Source organism: Shewanella sp. HL-SH5 (assembly GCF_051163755.1).
Classification (GTDB): domain Bacteria; phylum Pseudomonadota; class Gammaproteobacteria; order Enterobacterales; family Shewanellaceae; genus Shewanella; species Shewanella glacialimarina.
This window is the reverse complement of the sequence record NZ_CP195038.1, coordinates 1,685,262-1,703,826: the sequence shown is the minus strand read 5'-3', so window position 1 is coordinate 1,703,826 and position 18,565 is coordinate 1,685,262. Positions and strand designations below refer to the sequence as shown.

The 18,565-nt window shown below is 41.0% G+C and carries 18 protein-coding genes; 9 read left to right on the top strand and 9 right to left on the bottom strand.

Features of this window, described 5'->3' with window-relative positions; genetic code table 11:
* Window positions 1-78 precede the first annotated feature (78 nt).
* A complete protein-coding gene (locus tag ACRWQM_RS07340; protein WP_226415333.1) occupies window positions 79-519 on the bottom strand; it encodes a DUF4826 family protein in 441 nt (146 codons plus the stop codon).
* 392 nt (window positions 520-911) lie between these two features.
* Between ACRWQM_RS07340 and ACRWQM_RS07335 the strand changes: the two genes are divergently transcribed.
* The 5 genes from ACRWQM_RS07335 (at window position 912) to ACRWQM_RS07315 (ending at window position 5,950) form a co-directional block, all read left to right on the top strand.
* Complete coding sequence (locus tag ACRWQM_RS07335) at window positions 912-1,943, top strand: Glu/Leu/Phe/Val dehydrogenase dimerization domain-containing protein (protein WP_434931721.1); 1,032 nt, start codon at window positions 912-914, stop codon at window positions 1,941-1,943.
* 214 nt (window positions 1,944-2,157) lie between these two features.
* Window positions 2,158-3,126 carry a UDP-2,3-diacylglucosamine diphosphatase gene (locus ACRWQM_RS07330; RefSeq protein ID WP_434931720.1) on the top strand — a complete coding sequence of 323 codons (969 nt, stop codon included), beginning with the start codon at window positions 2,158-2,160 and terminating at the stop codon, window positions 3,124-3,126.
* Window positions 3,126-4,859, top strand: a complete 1,734-nt coding sequence (locus ACRWQM_RS07325; RefSeq protein WP_434931719.1) for a GNAT family N-acyltransferase — start codon at window positions 3,126-3,128, stop codon at window positions 4,857-4,859. Before ACRWQM_RS07330 ends, ACRWQM_RS07325 begins: the two co-directional genes overlap by 1 nt.
* Before the next feature lie 121 nt (window positions 4,860-4,980).
* Window positions 4,981-5,403 carry a CBS domain-containing protein gene (locus ACRWQM_RS07320; RefSeq protein ID WP_434931718.1) on the top strand — a complete coding sequence of 141 codons (423 nt, stop codon included), beginning with the start codon at window positions 4,981-4,983 and terminating at the stop codon, window positions 5,401-5,403.
* Window positions 5,404-5,605: 202 nt separating this feature from the next.
* On the top strand, window positions 5,606-5,950 hold the full coding sequence (locus ACRWQM_RS07315; protein WP_434931717.1) for a hypothetical protein: 345 nt from the start codon (window positions 5,606-5,608) through the stop codon (window positions 5,948-5,950).
* A 148-nt stretch (window positions 5,951-6,098) separates the two neighbouring features.
* On the opposite strand, the gene ACRWQM_RS07310 is transcribed toward ACRWQM_RS07315, so the two are convergent.
* A complete protein-coding gene (locus ACRWQM_RS07310; protein ID WP_434931716.1) occupies window positions 6,099-7,268 on the bottom strand; it encodes a lipid-transfer protein in 1,170 nt (389 codons plus the stop codon).
* On the bottom strand, window positions 7,261-7,692 hold the full coding sequence (locus ACRWQM_RS07305) for a PliI family lysozyme inhibitor of I-type lysozyme (RefSeq protein ID WP_434931715.1): 432 nt from the start codon (window positions 7,690-7,692) through the stop codon (window positions 7,261-7,263). The genes ACRWQM_RS07310 and ACRWQM_RS07305 overlap by 8 nt, the downstream gene beginning before the upstream one ends.
* Window positions 7,693-7,931: 239 nt before the next feature.
* Between ACRWQM_RS07305 and ACRWQM_RS07300 the strand changes: the two genes are divergently transcribed.
* Genes ACRWQM_RS07300 through ACRWQM_RS07285 form a run of 4 tightly spaced genes read left to right on the top strand, consistent with a single transcriptional unit; the run spans window position 7,932 to window position 10,208 of the window.
* The gene (locus tag ACRWQM_RS07300; RefSeq protein WP_434931714.1) at window positions 7,932-8,666 is read left to right on the top strand and encodes a DUF1538 family protein; all 735 of its coding nucleotides are present in this window, start codon (window positions 7,932-7,934) and stop codon (window positions 8,664-8,666) included.
* A gap of 9 nt (window positions 8,667-8,675) precedes the next feature.
* Complete coding sequence (locus tag ACRWQM_RS07295) at window positions 8,676-9,470, top strand: DUF1538 domain-containing protein (RefSeq protein ID WP_434926402.1); 795 nt, start codon at window positions 8,676-8,678, stop codon at window positions 9,468-9,470.
* On the top strand, window positions 9,460-9,810 hold the full coding sequence (locus ACRWQM_RS07290) for a P-II family nitrogen regulator (RefSeq protein ID WP_434926403.1): 351 nt from the start codon (window positions 9,460-9,462) through the stop codon (window positions 9,808-9,810). The genes ACRWQM_RS07295 and ACRWQM_RS07290 overlap by 11 nt, the downstream gene beginning before the upstream one ends.
* Window positions 9,807-10,208, top strand: coding sequence for a CBS domain-containing protein (locus tag ACRWQM_RS07285; protein ID WP_434926404.1), 402 nt, complete (start codon window positions 9,807-9,809; stop codon window positions 10,206-10,208). The genes ACRWQM_RS07290 and ACRWQM_RS07285 overlap by 4 nt, the downstream gene beginning before the upstream one ends.
* Before the next feature lie 103 nt (window positions 10,209-10,311).
* Here the strand turns inward: ACRWQM_RS07285 and ACRWQM_RS07280 are convergent, their stop codons facing one another.
* The 6 genes from ACRWQM_RS07280 to sucA all read right to left on the bottom strand — a co-directional run bounded on the left by ACRWQM_RS07280 (window position 10,312) and on the right by sucA (window position 18,539).
* Complete coding sequence (locus ACRWQM_RS07280; protein WP_226415306.1) at window positions 10,312-10,716, bottom strand: NUDIX hydrolase; 405 nt, start codon at window positions 10,714-10,716, stop codon at window positions 10,312-10,314.
* A gap of 623 nt (window positions 10,717-11,339) precedes the next feature.
* A complete protein-coding gene (locus ACRWQM_RS07275; RefSeq protein ID WP_434931713.1) occupies window positions 11,340-12,266 on the bottom strand; it encodes an AEC family transporter in 927 nt (308 codons plus the stop codon).
* A 107-nt stretch (window positions 12,267-12,373) separates the two neighbouring features.
* Entirely contained in the window at window positions 12,374-13,246 is an 873-nt protein-coding gene (gene sucD, locus ACRWQM_RS07270; protein WP_434931712.1) for a succinate--CoA ligase subunit alpha, read from the bottom strand.
* Window positions 13,246-14,412, bottom strand: coding sequence for an ADP-forming succinate--CoA ligase subunit beta (gene sucC, locus ACRWQM_RS07265; RefSeq protein WP_226415298.1), 1,167 nt, complete (start codon window positions 14,410-14,412; stop codon window positions 13,246-13,248). Before sucC ends, sucD begins: the two co-directional genes overlap by 1 nt.
* A gap of 76 nt (window positions 14,413-14,488) precedes the next feature.
* A complete protein-coding gene (gene odhB, locus ACRWQM_RS07260; RefSeq protein WP_434926407.1) occupies window positions 14,489-15,688 on the bottom strand; it encodes a 2-oxoglutarate dehydrogenase complex dihydrolipoyllysine-residue succinyltransferase in 1,200 nt (399 codons plus the stop codon).
* 28 nt (window positions 15,689-15,716) lie between these two features.
* Window positions 15,717-18,539, bottom strand: a complete 2,823-nt coding sequence (gene sucA / locus ACRWQM_RS07255) for a 2-oxoglutarate dehydrogenase E1 component (protein ID WP_434931711.1) — start codon at window positions 18,537-18,539, stop codon at window positions 15,717-15,719.
* Window positions 18,540-18,565 lie beyond the last annotated feature (26 nt).

Sequence of the window (18,565 nt, the reverse complement as noted above, 5' to 3'; positions counted from 1 at the left end):
CTCAATGTGCCTTTTTTAATCTATAAATCCAGTCAACATATGTTACTAAAACTTACGATCAGAGCTTACGTTCAGAGCTTAAGACCAAAGCTTTTCATCTTCATGCATTCTGTATAGACTTTCTGCACGAGTTACCAATAAATTAGCAAATTTAAGCTGGGTCTGATCACGCGTTGCACCAGATTTATGTAAATTTTCAGCTTTAAGCTGCCACATCATTGAAAAGTGACGCATTGCTTCACGAGCTGTTTTAGCCACTTTCACATCGACATAATCTGTAGGTAAATCACCAGACATCACCCAAAAGGTTTGTTTAGTCGGTTGTTTAGAATCCATCTTCCAAATCGCTAAATAAGGTGCAAGGTAACGACTTTCTTCTGTATACACTTTATTTGGTAGCACACCCTTTTCAGCTAAAAAACGATTGGCTTTTTGAAATTGTGTTTTTACCCAATCTTGTCTTAATGCTTCTTGATCTACAGCGGGTGTTGCAACCTGCTCAACTACTTCATCAGTCATAACACTTCCTATCTTATTGTTATCACGCATTCGCCGGACATAATTTAAGCACCAACGACACTCAATTTAACACACACCCTAAAATACTTTACGTTTACGTAAAGTGGCAAGCAAAATTGCCAGCTTAATTTCAAAATTTACGACATCAGGCTTTGTTGAGAGTATCGCTAAATGCTATCTTGCTGCAATACCAAATAACGAATTTGGTACATATTTGATATTTTGACCTTAGACCATACAAAAGTAGTACTAAGCCATTGGTGTAGCTCAATCTACCCTTGCTGAATTGTTACTTTTAATCTTGTCTATTCTTGTGTTCAAGTATTATCAAATATGCTAATAATTAAGTGTTGGAAAACTAACACACGACCCAAAGCAAGTGGAGAATTTACGTGGCGGTATTTAATCATGTCTCGTTTGATGAGCACGAACAAGTGGTGTTTTGTCATGATAAAGAAAGTGGCTTAAAAGCCATTATTGCGGTGCACAATACCAACAAAGGCCCCGCTGTGGGTGGTTGTAGAATGTGGAATTATCAATCTGATGATGAAGCATTGACAGACGTCTTGCGTCTTTCTAGAGGGATGACATATAAAAATGCCCTTGCTGGTTTAACTATGGGTGGAGGTAAAGCCGTTATCATTGCTGATCCTAAAACCACAGACCGTGAAAAACTGTTCCTCGCTTTTGGTCGTTTTGTTAATAGCTTAGGCGGAAAATACTACTCTGCGGAAGATGTCGGCGTATCTACATCAGATATGATGATAGCCAACCGTGAAACCCCTTATGTAGCAGGACTTGAAGGCAAGTCAGGTGATCCTTCGCCGTTAACAGCTCTAGGTACCTATTTAGGCATTAAAGCGGCAGTTAAACACCAACGTGGAATTGATAGCTTAGAAGGTATTAAAGTGTCAGTTCAAGGTGTTGGCCATGTCGGATACTATTTGTGTAAACATTTACATGAAGCCGGTGCAAAACTCATTGTTACTGATATTCATCAAGCGTCCCTGGACCGTGTCGCAACCGAGTTTGGTGCTACCCTAGTAGAGCCGCAGGATATCTACAACCAAGATGTTGATGTGTATGCACCTTGTGCCTTAGGGGCAACGTTAAATGACATTACATTACCTTTATTAAAAGCCACTATTGTCGCAGGTTGTGCCAACAATCAACTAGCTGAAGTGCGTCACGGTGAAAAGCTCAAAGAAATGGGTATTTTATACGCACCTGATTATGTGATTAATGCCGGTGGTATTATTAATGTCTCTTTTGAAAATAACTATGATAAAGCAGCTGCAACCGCTAAGGTTGAGCAAATTTATCAAACATTATTAACTGTGTTTACTCGCGCAGATGCTGAAAACCGCACAACAGGTTCAGTCGCCGATGAAATGGCTCGTGCCATTATTAATGCAGGCCGTTAAATCAGTTCAAAGTAATAATAGTTAAATATTCATTACCCAAGCAGGATCAAAAAAGGGAAGCATAGGCTTCCCTTTTTGTTACTTGTTCAAGTCAATTAACTCAGCAGCAATTTGTAAGCTTCATCTAAATGCAATATATCCGTCACGAATTAGTCAATAATCCCCAGTAAGCTTTCATTATCTTAATGCAATACTATTTGTAGAGATTAAGCGAATGGATAAAATCAGTGCGTTATTTAAACAAGTCTCGCAAGCATCTGCTCACTCTGTATTCTCATCTCATATATCGACTAAACACCTTCATCAAGAAAATGATAGCGAAGAGGAGTCATCATCCGAGCAACAGTCATTTTATGCCGTTTGGCTGTCGGATGTTCATTTAGGCAGTATTGACTGCAAAGCTGATTTTTTATTAGATTTTTTAAATCATCACCCATGCCAATACCTGTATTTAGTCGGTGACATCATCGATATTTGGGCATTAAAAAAACGGGTCTACTGGCCAGATAGCCATCAAGCCGTATTAACCAAAATACTGTCATTAGCCCAAAATGGCACCCAAGTATTTTATATCCCAGGTAATCACGATGAGATGTTCAAACCATACGTAGATAGTCATTTTCGTGGTATCACAATCGCACCAAGTTATATTCATCAATCTATTCTGGGCAAACGCTGCCTGATGTTACATGGGGATCAATTTGACTCTGAAGTGTGTGTCAGCCGCACCTACGCCAAATTAGGTGATCATTTATACGATGTTTTGTTATGGCTAAATCGACATCTTCATAGTGTACGCAGCCAACTTGGCTATCCTTATTGGTCACTTGCCAGCTATATAAAACTCAGAGTAAACAAAGCCCAACAAGCCATTAATAGTTTTAAAGATGCAGTGCTACGATTTGCCTTAAAACAACACGTCGATATGGTCATTTGTGGCCATATTCATCAGCCCGAGCTCTCTATTCACCATAAGGGTAAGCATAGGATTATCTATGCTAACGACGGTGATTGGGTTGAAAACTGTACCTTAATCGCGGAAACCCTCTCCGGTGACTTTCAATTATTAAAATGGAATGAACTGACTAAAACACCGCAAATTATCGACAATATTGGCACCGCTAGTCCTTTACCTCTTCATACAGCCTCAACCCAGAAACACCCTAATAAGAAGGTAGCATAATGAAGTCAGCAGAAATGATGTTTACTGTCGATCAAATGGTTGACAAGAACTTGCCTCAACTGTCTAAATTCCCTTGGTTATCTAGACCGACCAAAACCATGTTACGTTACCTTTTGCATGAGCAGCAATGCAATGATATTGCGATGCAGTATAAGCATTTAACTGGGGTAGACTTTGTTGAACAGGTACTGGCTAGCTTTAATTTTAGTTACAGCGTACCCAATAATGAAATTGAAAACATTCCAATTGACGGCCGAGTGGTGATTTATGCTAACCATCCTATCGGCTCACTTGACGCCCTTGCATTAATCAAGTTAATCAGCAAAGTCCGCCCAGATATTAAAGTGGTCGCCAATGAGTTATTAATGGCTATCAAACCACTGCACTCAATTTTATTACCCGTCAGAAACATGACTGGCGGTACCCCAAAGCAAAATTTAGATAATATCCATCAACACCTAAAACGTGAAGGTGCATTATTAATCTTTCCATCGGGTGAAGTGTCTCGATTACGCCCAAGCGGGGTAACTGATTTATTATGGCAAAGTGGATTTGTTAAAATGGCCAAAGCCTGTAATGCACCATTGTTACCTATGTTTGTTGATGCTAAAAATTCAGCAACTTTTTATGGCGCATCAATGATTTATAAGCCATTAGCAACACTTTTACTTGTTAAGGAAATGTTTCGCCAAATCAATCAAGTGATGCCAGTTCGTATTGGCAAACTGATTGCAAAAGAAACCGTGTCTAATAATGACTTTCCGTTAAAAACTCAGGTTAAGCTACTAAAAAACCATCTCTACCGTATAGGTAAAAATAGGCCACCGCTGTTTAGTACTCAAAATGCCATCGCTCACCCAGAATCGCGCACCACTTTACAACATGAATTACAAAAATGTGAACAACTTGGACTCACATCAGACAATAAAATCATCTATCTTTATCAGCATGATGCCAGCAGTGCCATCATGCGTGAAATCGGCAGATTACGCGAAATAGCCTTTAGAGCTGTAGGTGAAGGCACGGGTAAACGCAGAGATACCGACAAATATGATAATGACTATTGGCACCTTGTATTATGGGATAAAGATGATTTAGAAATCGTCGGTGCTTATCGTTTTGCAAGTGCAAAGCGTATTCATAGTGAAATATCTACCACAGGACTATATAGCCAAACCCTATTTCAATATCAGCCAGATTTTAGCCCTTATTTTGAGCAAGGCTTAGAGTTAGGTCGAAGCTTTGTGCAACCTAAATATTGGGGCAGAAGAAGTCTTGAATATTTATGGCAGGGGATTGGCGCATTTCTACTCAAAAACCCTCAATATCGCTACTTATTCGGCCCTGTTTCGATTAGTAACAACTATCCAGAGCCCGCTAAAGAATTACTTATTCATTTTTATAAAAATCAATTTCCAACCCAATCTATACTCGCAACCTCATTTAACAGTTACCAGTTTACCGATGAACGGGCTCACCAATTATGTCGTCAATTCAATGGTGAGACATACGCTGACAATTTTAAAATTCTGAAAAGGACATTAGCTAATATGGGTGTTTCAGTACCGACGTTATTTAAACAATATGGTGAATTGTGTGAAGATCAGGGCGTACAATTCATCGACTTTGGCATTGATGCTGAGTTTGGTGATTGTATTGATGGCCTAGTGTTGGTTGATGTTCATCAGCTCAAACCGATTAAAGCACAAAAATATCTTGGCTTAACAAGATAGCGTTTACCCTTTTTACTGATTAAGATTATGTAGCTAACTCATTGTTGTACTATAGTTTATCTGATATACATAAATAATACGGCTTACGCCTATATTATTCGCCGTGTTATAGGAGATAGATATGCCTGCAGCAATGATATTAGTTCGCGACATTATGACAACACGTATTGTTACCGTTTCAATTGATGATAGATTGTCGGTGGCAAAACACATTTTCGACAATGTCAGCTTTCACCATTTATTAGCCATTGATGAAAATGACAAACTGCAAGGTATTTTATCTCATCGAGACTTTCTAAAAGCTCTCAGTCCTAACCTAGGCACCGCTGCAGAACTTATCCGCGACACTGAAACGCTCAATAAGCGCGTCCACCAAGTAATGACCCACAACCCGATGACAGTCTCACCTAGCACATCAATCAAACATGCTTGTGAGATTATTCTTAAACATGGCATAGGTAGTTTACCGGTTTTGGATCATGGTACATTAGTTGGCATTATTACTTGGAAAGATTTGCTTAAAAGTTACAGTGAGTCCGAGTAACGTTTGGCTTTTCATCGCAAACGTAAATAAGTGTATAACCGCCATTTAGGCAAGAAAATATAGTGAAAATAAAAATTCATTTAGCCACCAATCAATTAGCCTGTTTTCTTTAAACCTTCATATTTTGACACTGGAAAATGTCATATTACTCTGCTTAGCTTAGTACTAGCCGCAACAGTTAAAGCACAACAGGAGTGATGCTATGATCAAGTTTAATTATCTTTTAAACCAAGACAATTTTGAGCTGCAAGCCAGCGATTGGTGTGGACTAGAAAAGGTGATATTGAATGGTAAAGTCGTGTCGAAAAAATTCAATTTCGGCATTTTAAGTTGCCACGATATCTTATTGAAAGACGGCCATAAATATCAATGTAAATTATTGGTCGATCCTCAAACTGACTTACTAACCTGCAGGATCTATAATCAACGCAGATTAGTCACAGTACTTAGGCAAGGGAAAAAACAATTACAGCAAAGTCAGCGACTAATAGAAGCAAACTTAATGACTCTACTGCTCTCGTTACTCGTCATTTACATTCTTGCTTAAAGTCACTCAATGCTTATTCAAACGTAGGAAACATGCAAATATTTAAAGGCCTATATTTCACTAACCTTACTACATTGAAACCAATACTCGCTGATAACAGCGATAGATAACGATTTTAAAGTCGTGATTATCCTATTATAAAAATTGACTAGTGGCCATACAAGGTCACCACAACAGCACCACCTAAACCCACATTATGTTGTAATGCTAAGCGAGCACCTTGCACCTGACGAGCACCTGCTTGATCGCGTAAATGCCAAACAAGTTCTGCGCATTGCGCTAATCCTGTCGCACCAATAGGATGACCTTTAGACATTAAGCCACCTGAAGGGCCAATAACAAACTGACCACCATAGGTATTGTTTCCTTGCTTAATAAACTTTTCAGCCTCACCCTCTGCACATAACCCCAAAGCTTCATAGGTGATAACTTCATTAGGGGTAAAGCAGTCATGTAGCTCAATCACATTTACATCCTGTGGCGATATGGCTGCGGCGTTATACACTTTTTGCGCCGCCATTTGAGTCATATTCTGGCCCACTGCATTAATAGGATCTTGCCAAGAATCTTGGGTATCGGTTGCCATAGCTTGAGCAAGAATTTTAACCCTGGAGCTTATACTATGCTGTTGAGCAAATTTATCACTGCATACAATGACAGCTGCTGCTCCACAGGTTGGAGGGCACGCCATAAGGCGAGTTAAATAGCCATCGTAAATCACCTTATCTGCCAATACTTGCTCTGCACATAATGGCATTTTCAATAAAGCATAAGGGTTGTTCATCGCATGGCGACGGGACTTTACTGCAACCTTGGCAAATAATTCAGCAGTGACATTATATTTATCCATGTAATGTCGACCCGCTGCACCAAAAGCACGTAAAGCGATTGGACCATCTGGTGCATTAAACTGACTTAACACCGGTGCAATTCGAGTAAATGGGCTTTCTCTGTCTTGCCAATTTGACCCTAGGGCACCTGGCTGCATTTCTTCAAACCCAAAGGCTAATACGCACTCAACTTCACCAGACATCACAGCCTGCCTAGCTAAGTACAAAGCTGTTGAACCACTAGAACAATTATTATTGACATTAATTATAGGTATCCCGCTTTGAATAACATCATAAAAAGCATGTTGCGCGCAGGTACTATCACCATAAATATATGCACCGAATGCCTGTTGTATTTGCTTAGCATTAATACCGGCATCGGCCAAAGCTAACTTAATTGCATTGGCTGCCATCACACGATAGGGCTGATGCTGTCCTGGCTTACAAAAAGGCGTCATACCTACGCCAGCAATAACAATGCTACTCATGGCTGACTCCACACATCTCTAGTGTGACATTGGTAATGCATACTTTTTGCTCCAACCGATAGCGTCCACTGCCTGCGGTGACAGTCGTAATGGTTACCTGCTGTTCCCCCTCGGCATCATTTGAAATCGAGACTTTAGATATAGTGCCATCACGGGGAAAAGTTATACCCGCGGCAAAGTCACCCACATCGAAATTGCGATATAACTTAACGCTAATACTGCCAATAGAACGAGGCTCTAATCGTCCTTCCTCAACGATTAGAGACATGCCTTTAGTTAAACTGAACACCTGAAAATAGCTGTCAGCAGAACGCGATTGCAACAAATTTCCAGTAGGATTAATGAAGGATTCATTGGCATTTGCATAAAATAATTTAAAAACTAACACAACAAAAAGACTAAAAATACCCAATAACTTCAACATAGTGCATATCTCCAAATAGTGCATATCTAAAAATGTAGCAATGTAATGATAATACGCTGTATTGAAAAAATGTTAATCGTTAATCTATTCCATCTAGCTCACATCAATTGACTCTTTTTTGATTTACATCAAAAAAACGGTAACTATTGTAACCATATTGTTGTTATTTCTAACATCTAAGGCACACTGATTACATAAGCTATCGAATTGGCTAGATTGTTGATTTTAATGGAGGATGGATGTCAGCACTGCTCAAACTATTAACCTCTATGTTCAGTAGTTTTAAAGACTTAGTTCCCATTATTGTCGTTGTGGTTTTTTTTGAAATTTTTATTCTAAAACAAGCACCCGATCAATTAGGTTCAATTCTTATTGGGCTAGTATTTATTGTACTAGGTTTAACATTCTTCGTTTTTGGCCTAGAAATGGGCTTATTCCCTATCGGTGAATCTTTAGCAGAAGCCTTAGCCAGAAAAGGCAGTCTGTTTTGGCTAGTTATTTTCTCTTTTTCTCTGGGATTTGGTACCACACTGGCAGAGCCTGCATTGACAGCCGTAGCCAATGAAGCCGCTAAAGTTGCCGCAGAAGCAGGTGCCATAACTAACAATGAAGCTGCTTTAAATGACTATGCTATGGGCTTGCGCTTAACTGTAGCAATATCCGTTGGTTTGGCCATTTTACTCGGTGTTATTCGTATTTTAAAAGGCTGGCCTATCCATTACATGATCATCGGCGGTTACTCCATCGTGATGATACTGACCTTTTTTGCCCCAGCAAGTATTATTGGTATTGCCTACGACTCTGGAGGTGTTACTACATCGACCATAACCGTTCCATTAGTGACGGCTTTAGGCGTAGGGTTAGCCACCGTTATTAAAGGTAGAAATCCTATGCTGGATGGCTTTGGTTTAATTGCCTTTGCTAGCTTAACGCCAATGATTTTTGTCATGCTTTACGGCATGGTCTTTCTATAAGGAGCCAACATGTTTTATCAGCTATTGGAAACCTTATTACTGACAGCCAGAGATGTGGTCCCCATTGCGGTTATCTTATTTGGCTTTCAATTAGGCGTACTAAAACGCCCTATTCCTAACTGGCGTAAAGTGGCCTTGGGTTTCATTTATGTCATTGTGGGTTTGACTTTTTTCTTAGTCGGATTAGAGATGGCGTTATTCCCTATAGGCGAAAGCATGGCCAATCAGCTCACCACAGCAGAATTTTTGCATCCTGACGGCGCGCCCACACCGTTTATTTGGCAAGATTATTTATGGGTATACGTATTTGCAGCTGCAATAGGTTTTAGTACCACAATTGCAGAGCCCTCACTGATTGCAGTAGCAATTAAAGCCAATGAAGTATCCGGTGGTACTGTTGGTATCCAAGGCCTGCGTATATCGGTTGCTATTGGTGTTGCCTTTGGTATTGCATTAGGCTGTTTTCGTATCGTAGTTGGCGACCCCATTCATTACTACATCATGGGCGGTTACATCATAGTGGTCATTCAAACTTTTTACGCCCCTAAAATGATTATTCCATTGGCCTATGACTCTGGCGGAGTCACTACCTCAACCGTTACCGTGCCTCTCGTTGCCGCATTAGGCTTAGGTTTAGCGACTAATGTGGAAGGTCGTAACCCTTTAATTGATGGCTTTGGTCTGATCGCTTTTGCCAGTTTATTTCCGATTATTTCCGTGATGGCCTATGCCCAAATAGTCGAATACATCTCTAAACGTAAAGCTGCCGCTGAGCAGCAAGAGGAGCATACAGATGCGCTTTAAATTAATTGTCGCCTTTGTGGATGACGACTGTACCGATGAAATTTTAGATGCCGCCCGTGAAGCTGGCGCAACGGGGGCAACGGTAATTAATCATGCAAGAGGTGAAGGTCTGGTAAAGAAAAAAACCTTTATGGGCTTAGGCTTAGATGTACAGCGTGATGTTATTTTCTGGTTAGTTGAAGAGCACATGTCACGTCATATTTTGGAGACAATTTCTAGAGTGGGTAAATTTGATACCAATAAAGGCCGCGGAATAGCCATTCAAATAGATGTTGAAGACGCCGTGGGTGTGGCGCATCAAGTACAACAGCTGACTAAAGAGATTGAGGATCAAATATGAACATTAGGACCCCTGTAAGAAACCGTGATGTGTTAAATCAAGACTATGCCATGGTAGATGGCACAATTACAGTGTCAGAAGCAATTGCCACCGCTGTTGCCAATAATGTCAAAGTGTTAGTGGTTAATAAACGCACTGAACATGACGAGTATGGCCTGGTTTTGATGAGTGATATTGCGCGCAAAGTTTTGGCCAAGGACAAGTCACCGGATCGCACCAATGTATATGAAATTATGATTAAACCGGTGTTTTCTGTTTCAGCTGATATGGATGTGCGATATACCGCCAGATTATTTGAGCGTTTTGGCATTAACAAAGCACCAGTATTAGAAGACAACGACATCAAAGGATTTGTAACCTATGACGATATTGTATTAAAAGGCATGATTGACAAGTAAATGGGTCGGAACATCAATTGTTATATGCGTCTGGATTAACAAAGATTATCAAAGTCTGAGTTTATTAGCAGACGCATTGTTTCACCAATACATAGCACTACTTTTAGAAAACTTTGCTATCAACTTTTCCAGAAAAATCTAAGCAAGCTTTGACCCGAATTTGCTGCACAGTAGATAGATCAGCAATATCGAAATATTGGTACTCGCTGTGTTCTGAACTCAATGCAATCATGGTTACATCCATAATATTGCATTTAAAAATAAACACCTGTGATTGATAAGCACCGTGATAATAAACGCCCGACAGATAGTCAATTGCAATATCGCAACCTAACTCTTCTAAACACTCACGTATAACGGCTTGATGTATGGTTTCACCTAACTCTAACGCGCCACCAGGCAAGCCCCAATGTTTAGCGCCATAGGTCGCTTTAAGTTGTAATACCTGCCCTTCATCATTAGTTATTACCGCATGGGCACTCAGCCGAAACATATCATTAAACGCCATCTGCATTCCTTTTAATATTGTCATCACTCAATTAATAAAAGCTTATGAATAACACGCTCTAACCAGAGATCGACTGTAACAGCCGTTATCTGCCATTCAATGATGATTTTATAGCGCTGCACTATAAAAAATTCGATGTATAAAAGTGCCTTACCTTAAGTTGAGGATAAGTCGCAGTCATACATCGAGTTCAAATAACCTAGCGAATACTTAATAAGCACTGTTCTAGCGCTTAATGGGCGGCTAATAAATGACTAATTAGCATCAAATTAACGTTGAACTAGCTGAATATTTGATCATTAAACACATTATCGATTAGCATAAAAAGAAAAATATTCTCTGACTTCTTTTTCAACACTTGGCGGGCTCTCTAATTCAACATAATCCCTTCCCGAAACAAATTCATTTGCTTGAATGGCAAAACTTATATTCACGAGTATAAGCACCAATAATTTAAGCAATAAATTGGTCTTAAAATATGTTTCATAGGTGTTTATTAGTTGCATGACTCATTCCTTGTCTTATAAAAAAAACAGCCTTAATCTAACTTTATATATCAGCAATATACGCAGCACTTACACCCCATACAAGCCAAATAACGGTTAACAAAAAAACGTTAAAATTTATAACAAAAAACATAACCACAAGCTAAAGCTGAATACCGAGAGCAATGTCGATAGAACTACCGTACTGCCTAAAGTCGACTCATGTTGTTTAAGTTCAGTGGCAATTAAGTAGGCATTAACCCCTAAAGGTGAAGCGCTGAGCAACACAAGCATGGTCGTTTTTTGGCTTTCTAAATTAAATACCATCACCGACATCAGGTAAACAAGTGCTGGAAGCAACAGAATTTTTAACCCACTCGCCAATAACGCTAACCGCCAACTGTCGCCTATTTTATAAAAACTTAAATTAGCACCAAGTACGAATAAAGCACACGCTAAGGCTGGTTTTGAAAGTAACGTAAGGCTTTCCTGTAAATGTGTGCCTAAATTGAGACCAACAGCGTTGGCTGCAATCCCTAAACTAATACTCATCACAACCGGGTTTAACACCATAGAACGAGTAAATTTTCTCCAAGAGAAACCCTGTTCGTGTGCTCTTGCTGCCAGAATAAAAGTTAACGCAAACAAACAAGCGCTATGAAATGTAATAATCATAAATACTTGCCCTATCATCGCCTGACCTAATGCGGCAATAATTATCGGCAAACCAACTAGTACGGTATTGGAGTAGCTTGAGCCTAAGGCAAAAACAGCACTGGCGTCTCGGCTTCTAAATTGAACAGGATTAAAGCGGCGATTAATACGATAACCCAAAGCGAAAATGATCAGTACGGGAATATAGAACGATAATAATGCATAGATGTCGATACTTTCAGATAAAGATGCTGCCAGCATATTGATAAACAAAAAGGCAGGAATACTGACATAAAAGGTAAATTTACTAATGCCGCTTATATGCTCTTTAGTGAAAAAATCAAAACGTGTCAGTAGATAACCCAAAGTTACCATAAATATTAACGGAAAAATGATCCCAAAAATCGACATAACAGCTATCTCAAACCTATGCTTATTGATTTAAAGAACATCAATAATGGTCAAAATTAAAAACAAAAAAGGCGCCGAAGCGCCTTTTAAACGAGTGGGTAACGATATTACCAACCAGTACGAGTACGCAGTGCTTTACCAATGTCAGCTAAAGAGCGAACTGTAGTTACGCCTGCAGCTTCAAGAGCAGCAAACTTATCTTCAGCAGTACCTTTACCGCCAGCGATAATTGCGCCAGCATGGCCCATGCGTTTACCTTCTGGTGCAGTAACACCAGCAATGTAAGATACAACAGGCTTAGTTACGTGTGCTTTGATATAAGCAGCAGCTTCTTCTTCAGCATTACCACCGATTTCACCGATCATTACAATCGCTTCAGTCTGTGGATCGTTTTGGAACATTTCCAATACGTCGATGAAGTTAGTACCAGGAATTGGGTCGCCACCGATACCTACACAAGTAGATTGGCCGAAACCTTCATCAGTAGTTTGCTTAACCGCTTCGTACGTTAATGTACCAGAGCGAGAAACAATACCCACTTTTCCAGGTAAGTGGATGTGACCAGGCATAATACCAATCTTACATTCACCAGGAGTGATAACACCTGGACAGTTAGGACCGATCATGCGTGTGCCAGTTTCTTCTAGCCTCACTTTCACTTGTAACATATCAAGTGTTGGGATGCCTTCAGTGATACAAACAATCAGCTCAATGCCAGCATCGATTGCTTCAAGAATTGCGTCTTTACAAAATGGAGCTGGTACGTAGATAACAGTTGCAGTAGCACCTGTTTGAGCTACCGCATCTTTAACAGTGTTGAACACTGGAAGACCTAGGTGAGTTTGACCACCTTTTCCAGGAGAAACACCACCAACCATTTGCGTGCCATAAGCAATCGCCTGTTCAGAGTGGAAAGTACCCTGACCACCAGTGAAACCTTGACAGATTACCTTGGTATCTTTGTTAATTAAAACAGACATTATTTGCCCTCCGCAGCTTTAACAACTTGCTCAGCCGCGTCAGTTAGACTTGTTGCCGCGATGATATCAAGACCAGACTTAGCCAATACTTCACGACCTAATTCGGCGTTAGTACCTTCAAGACGTACAACCACTGGCACTTTAACGCCAACTTCTTTAACTGCACCGATAATACCTTCAGCGATCATATCGCAACGTACGATACCGCCAAAGATGTTAACTAATACTGCTTTAACATTGCTGTCAGAAAGAATGATTTTAAATGCTTCAGCAACACGTTCTTTAGTTGCTCCACCGCCAACGTCTAAGAAGTTAGCTGGCTTGCCACCGTGTAGGTTTACGATGTCCATTGTACCCATCGCTAGGCCGGCACCGTTAACCATACAGCCTACGTTACCGTCTAAAGCAACATAGTTTAATTCAAATTTAGCAGCGTGCGCTTCACGAGCATCATCTTGTGATGGGTCGTGCATCGCTTTGATTTTTGGCTGACGATATAATGCGTTGCCATCAATACCAATTTTGCCATCTAAACAGTGAAGATTGCCTTCAGTGGTGATAACAAGTGGGTTGATTTCTAATAACGCAAAATCATGGTCGTTGAACATGTTCGCAAGACCCATAAAGATCTTAGTGAACTGCTTCATTTGAGTTGGGTTTAAACCTAACTTGAAGCCAAGATCACGAGCTTGGAAAGCTTGAGGACCTGTTAACGGATCAATGATAGCTGTGTGGATAAGCTCTGGCGTATGTTCAGCCACAGTTTCAATATCAACACCACCTTCAGTCGACGCCATGAACACAACGCGACGCGTGCTACGGTCAACTACTGCACCTAGGTACAATTCGTTGGCGATGTCAGTACAGCTTTCAACTAGAATTTTAGCAACTGGCTGACCTTTAGCGTCAGTCTGGTACGTTACTAAGTTCTTACCTAACCAGTTTTCAGCGAATGCTCTGATTTCGTCTTTATTACCGGTAACTTTAACGCCACCTGCTTTACCACGGCCGCCTGCGTGTACTTGACACTTAACAACCCATAAGTTTCCGCCAATGTGGCCAGCTGCTTCTACTGCTTCTTGAGCAGTATCACATGCAAAGCCTTCAGAGACTGGTAAACCATATTCGGCAAATAAAGATTTTGCCTGATACTCATGCAAATTCATGATGATCTATCCATATACTTCTAATCAAATCCAACTGGCTCAATATGAGCCAGCGACGAGGGGTTTATCTAACTACTTATAAATCAAGCAGCAGACGAGTTGGATCTTCTAAGAAGTCTTTAATAGCAACTAAGAAGCCAACTGACTCACGACCATCAACAATACGATGATCGTAAGAGAGTGCTAGGTACATCATTGGCAGGATTTCAACCTGACCATTGACTGCCATTGGGCGATCTTTAATAGCATGCATGCCTAAGATTGCGCTTTGTGGCAGGTTCAAAATAGGGGTGGACATCAGCGAACCAAAAACACCACCGTTAGTTACGGTGAAGTTACCGCCGGTCATGTCAGCAACAGACAACTTACCGTCACGTCCTTTGATTGCGAGTTCACGAACCGCTTTCTCGATTTCAGCTAAGTTCATGGTATCTGTGTCGCGTAAAACTGGTGTTACCAGGCCACGAGGAGTTGATACTGCAATGCTGATATCAAAATAGTTGTGATAAATAATATCATCGCCATCTATAGAAGCGTTAACTTCAGGAAAACGTTTTAGCGCTTCAGTTACCGCTTTGATGTAGAAAGACATAAAGCCTAAACGAATACCGTGACGCTTTTCAAAAATATCTTGATATTGCTTACGAATATCCATGATTGGCTTCATGTTAACTTCGTTAAACGTAGTTAACATAGCGGTAGAGTTTTTAGCTTCTAACAAACGTTTTGCAATCGTTTTACGCAAACGAGTCATAGGAACACGTTTCTCGCTACGACCTTCTAACGGTGCAACTGGTGCAGCCACTGCAGCCGATTTTGCCGCTGGTGCTGATTTAGCGAACGCTTCAACATCTTCTTTAGTGATACGTCCGCCAACACCTGTACCTTTAATTTTTGCAGCATCAAGATTATGCTCAGCAATTAAACGACGCACTGATGGGCTTAATGCATCGTTTGATTCGTCAGAACTTGGCTCTGATGCAGCTTCAGCAGCAGGCGCAGTCGCCTCAGCTTTAGTCACTTCTTGTCCAGACACGGCACCTGCAATAAATCTTGCAATAACTTGCTCACCTAAAACGGTGTCGCCTTCTTCGAATAATAATTCAGAAATTGAACCGTCTTCTGGTGCAACAACTTCTAGAACAACTTTGTCGGTCTCGATATCAACTAAGTTTTGATCGCGAGACACCTGTTCACCAGGCTTAACATGCCAAGTAGCAATAGTTGCATCAGCAACAGACTCTGGTAATACGGGTACCTTAATTTCGATACTCATGGAAAGCTTCCCTTTATATAAATTATCTTTACGACAGTTTTAATGCGCTATTAACTAATGATTCTTGCTGATGTACATGCAACCCTGGATAACCACACGCTGGTGCAGCTGACGCTTCACGACCAGCATACGTTAATTGAGCGCCTGCAGGAATGTTAGCCCAGAAGTGATGCTGACTACAGTACCACGCACCTTGGTTTTGAGGCTCTTCCTGACACCAAACAAAATCAGTAACATGTTGATATTTTTCTAATGCCGCACGCATTTCCACATCAGGGAAAGGATACAGCTGCTCAACACGAATAATGGCTATGTTAGTGATATTTTCTTTACGACGTTTTTCAAGTAACTCGAAATACACCTTACCGCTACAGAACACAACTCGGTCAACTTTACTTGCCTCTAAAGTATCAATCTCGCCAATGATGTTTTGGAAAGTACCTTCAGCAAGCTCTTCTAGGCTAGACACAGCTAATGGGTGACGTAGCAAAGATTTTGGTGACATCACCACAAGTGGACGACGCATTGGGCGCACAACTTGGCGACGTAGCATGTGATAAACCTGCGCCGGTGTCGATGGAACACATACCTGCATATTATGGTTAGCACATAACTGTAAGAAACGTTCTAAACGAGCACTGGAATGCTCAGGCCCCTGGCCTTCATAACCGTGTGGTAATAACATTGTTAAGCCACATAAACGGCCCCACTTTTGTTCACCAGACGATAAGAATTGGTCAATCACCACTTGGGCACAGTTAACAAAGTCACCAAACTGTGCTTCCCAAATGGTTAACCCACCTGGTTCTGCTGTGGCATAGCCGTATTCAAATGCTAATACAGACGCTTCAGACAATACTGAGTCAGTAATATCAATCGGTGCTTGCTCTTCTGCCACATTACGCAAAGGTAAATAGGTTGTACCGTCTTTTTGATTATGTAATACAGCATGACGATGGAAGAAAGTACCACGGCCAGAGTCTTGGCCAGTAATACGCACACGTTTTTTGTCTTCAAGGATAGAAGCATAGGCTAAAGTTTCTGCGAAACCCCAGTCGAGTAACTTCTCACCTTTTGCCATTGAGAGGCGGTCAGCACAAATTTTGGCAACACGTGATTGCAACGTATGATTTTCAGGAATATCGACTAACTTATTCGCTAAGTTTTGTAGACGTTCCATTGACATAGAACCTGCGTAATCTTCATCCCATTCGCGATTCAGATAAGGTGTCCAGTCAACGGTATGTAACGTCATTGGACGCCACTCTTTGACCACACAGTCACCGGCATCAAGCGCATCACGGTAATGATTAATTAAGCCTGTTACTTCATCAGCAGCAATGCTGTTTTCAGCAATTAACTTGTCAGCATAAATTTTACGCGGCGTTGGGTGTTTTTTAATTTTTGCGTACATCAACGGCTGTGTTGCACTAGGTTCATCAGCTTCGTTATGACCATGACGACGATAACAAACTAAATCAATCACCACATCACGCTTAAACTCATTACGGTAATCCACCGCAAGCTGCGAAATAAACGCAACCGCTTCAGGATCATCTGAGTTAACGTGGAAAATCGGTGCCTGAACCATTTTAGCAATATCAGTACAGTATTCTGTTGACCGGACATCTGCATGGTTAGATGTGGTAAAACCAACCTGGTTATTAACCACGATGCGGATACTACCACCCACTGTAAAACCACGGGTTTGAGACATGTTAAATGTCTCTTGTACGATACCCTGCCCAGTAATAGCTGAGTCACCATGAATAGTAATAGGCATAACTTGTAAGCCATCTTTACAGCCGCGACGATCTTGACGAGCGCGTACGGAACCGATAACCACTGGGTTAACGATCTCAAGGTGTGATGGATTAAAAGCTAACGCTAGGTGAACATTGCCACCTGGCGTTTCAAAATCTGATGAGAAACCTTGGTGATATTTAACGTCACCTGAACCATGCGTGTCGGCATGCTTGCCAGCAAACTCGTCAAATAATTCACTAGGACGTTTACCGAGCACGTTAATGAGTAAGTTTAAACGACCACGGTGAGCCATACCTACGACGATTTCTTTAGTTCCCGCTTCACCGGCACGGTAAATGATTTCGCGCATCATTGGAACAAGCGCATCACCACCTTCTAAAGAGAAACGTTTAGCGCCTGGGAATTTTGCACCTAAGTATTTTTCAATACCTTCAGCAGCATTTAGGCCTTCAAGAATACGTTTTTTAACCGCATTGTCGTAATTAGCCTTACCTAAGGTTGGCTCTAGACGTTGCTGTATCCAACGTTTTTCGTCGGTATCAGTGATATGCATATATTCCGCACCAATGGAGCCACAATAGCTGCTCTTAAGGGCAAAAATAATATCCGCAAGTTTCATGGTCTCACCGCCTAATGCGAATGAACCTGTGTTGAACTCACGCTGCATATCTTCAGCGGTTAAGCCGTGGTAAGCAGGATCTAGCTCTTGAACCACGTCACGCTTCCACATACCTAATGGATCTAGGTTAGCATTTTGATGACCACGGAAACGATGAGCGTTAATTAATTGCAGTACTTTAACCTGCTTTGCATCTAACTCTGGGTCACTGACACGAGCAGCCCCTTTCGCACGGCTTTCTAAGGCTAAACTACGAAAATAGTCACGAACTTTAGAGTGGGAAATCTCTGGTACTTCAACAGAACTACCATTAACAGGTGGGAGATTATCAAAAACGACCTGCCAATCAGCAGAAACTGATTGCGGATCTTCTTGATAGGCTTCATACATCTCTTCTACATAGGTCGCATTCGAACCACTTAAGTGAGACGACTCGAGCCAGGCTTTCATGATGCCTTGGTGCATTGTTATTCCTTTCAAACTTGATACAC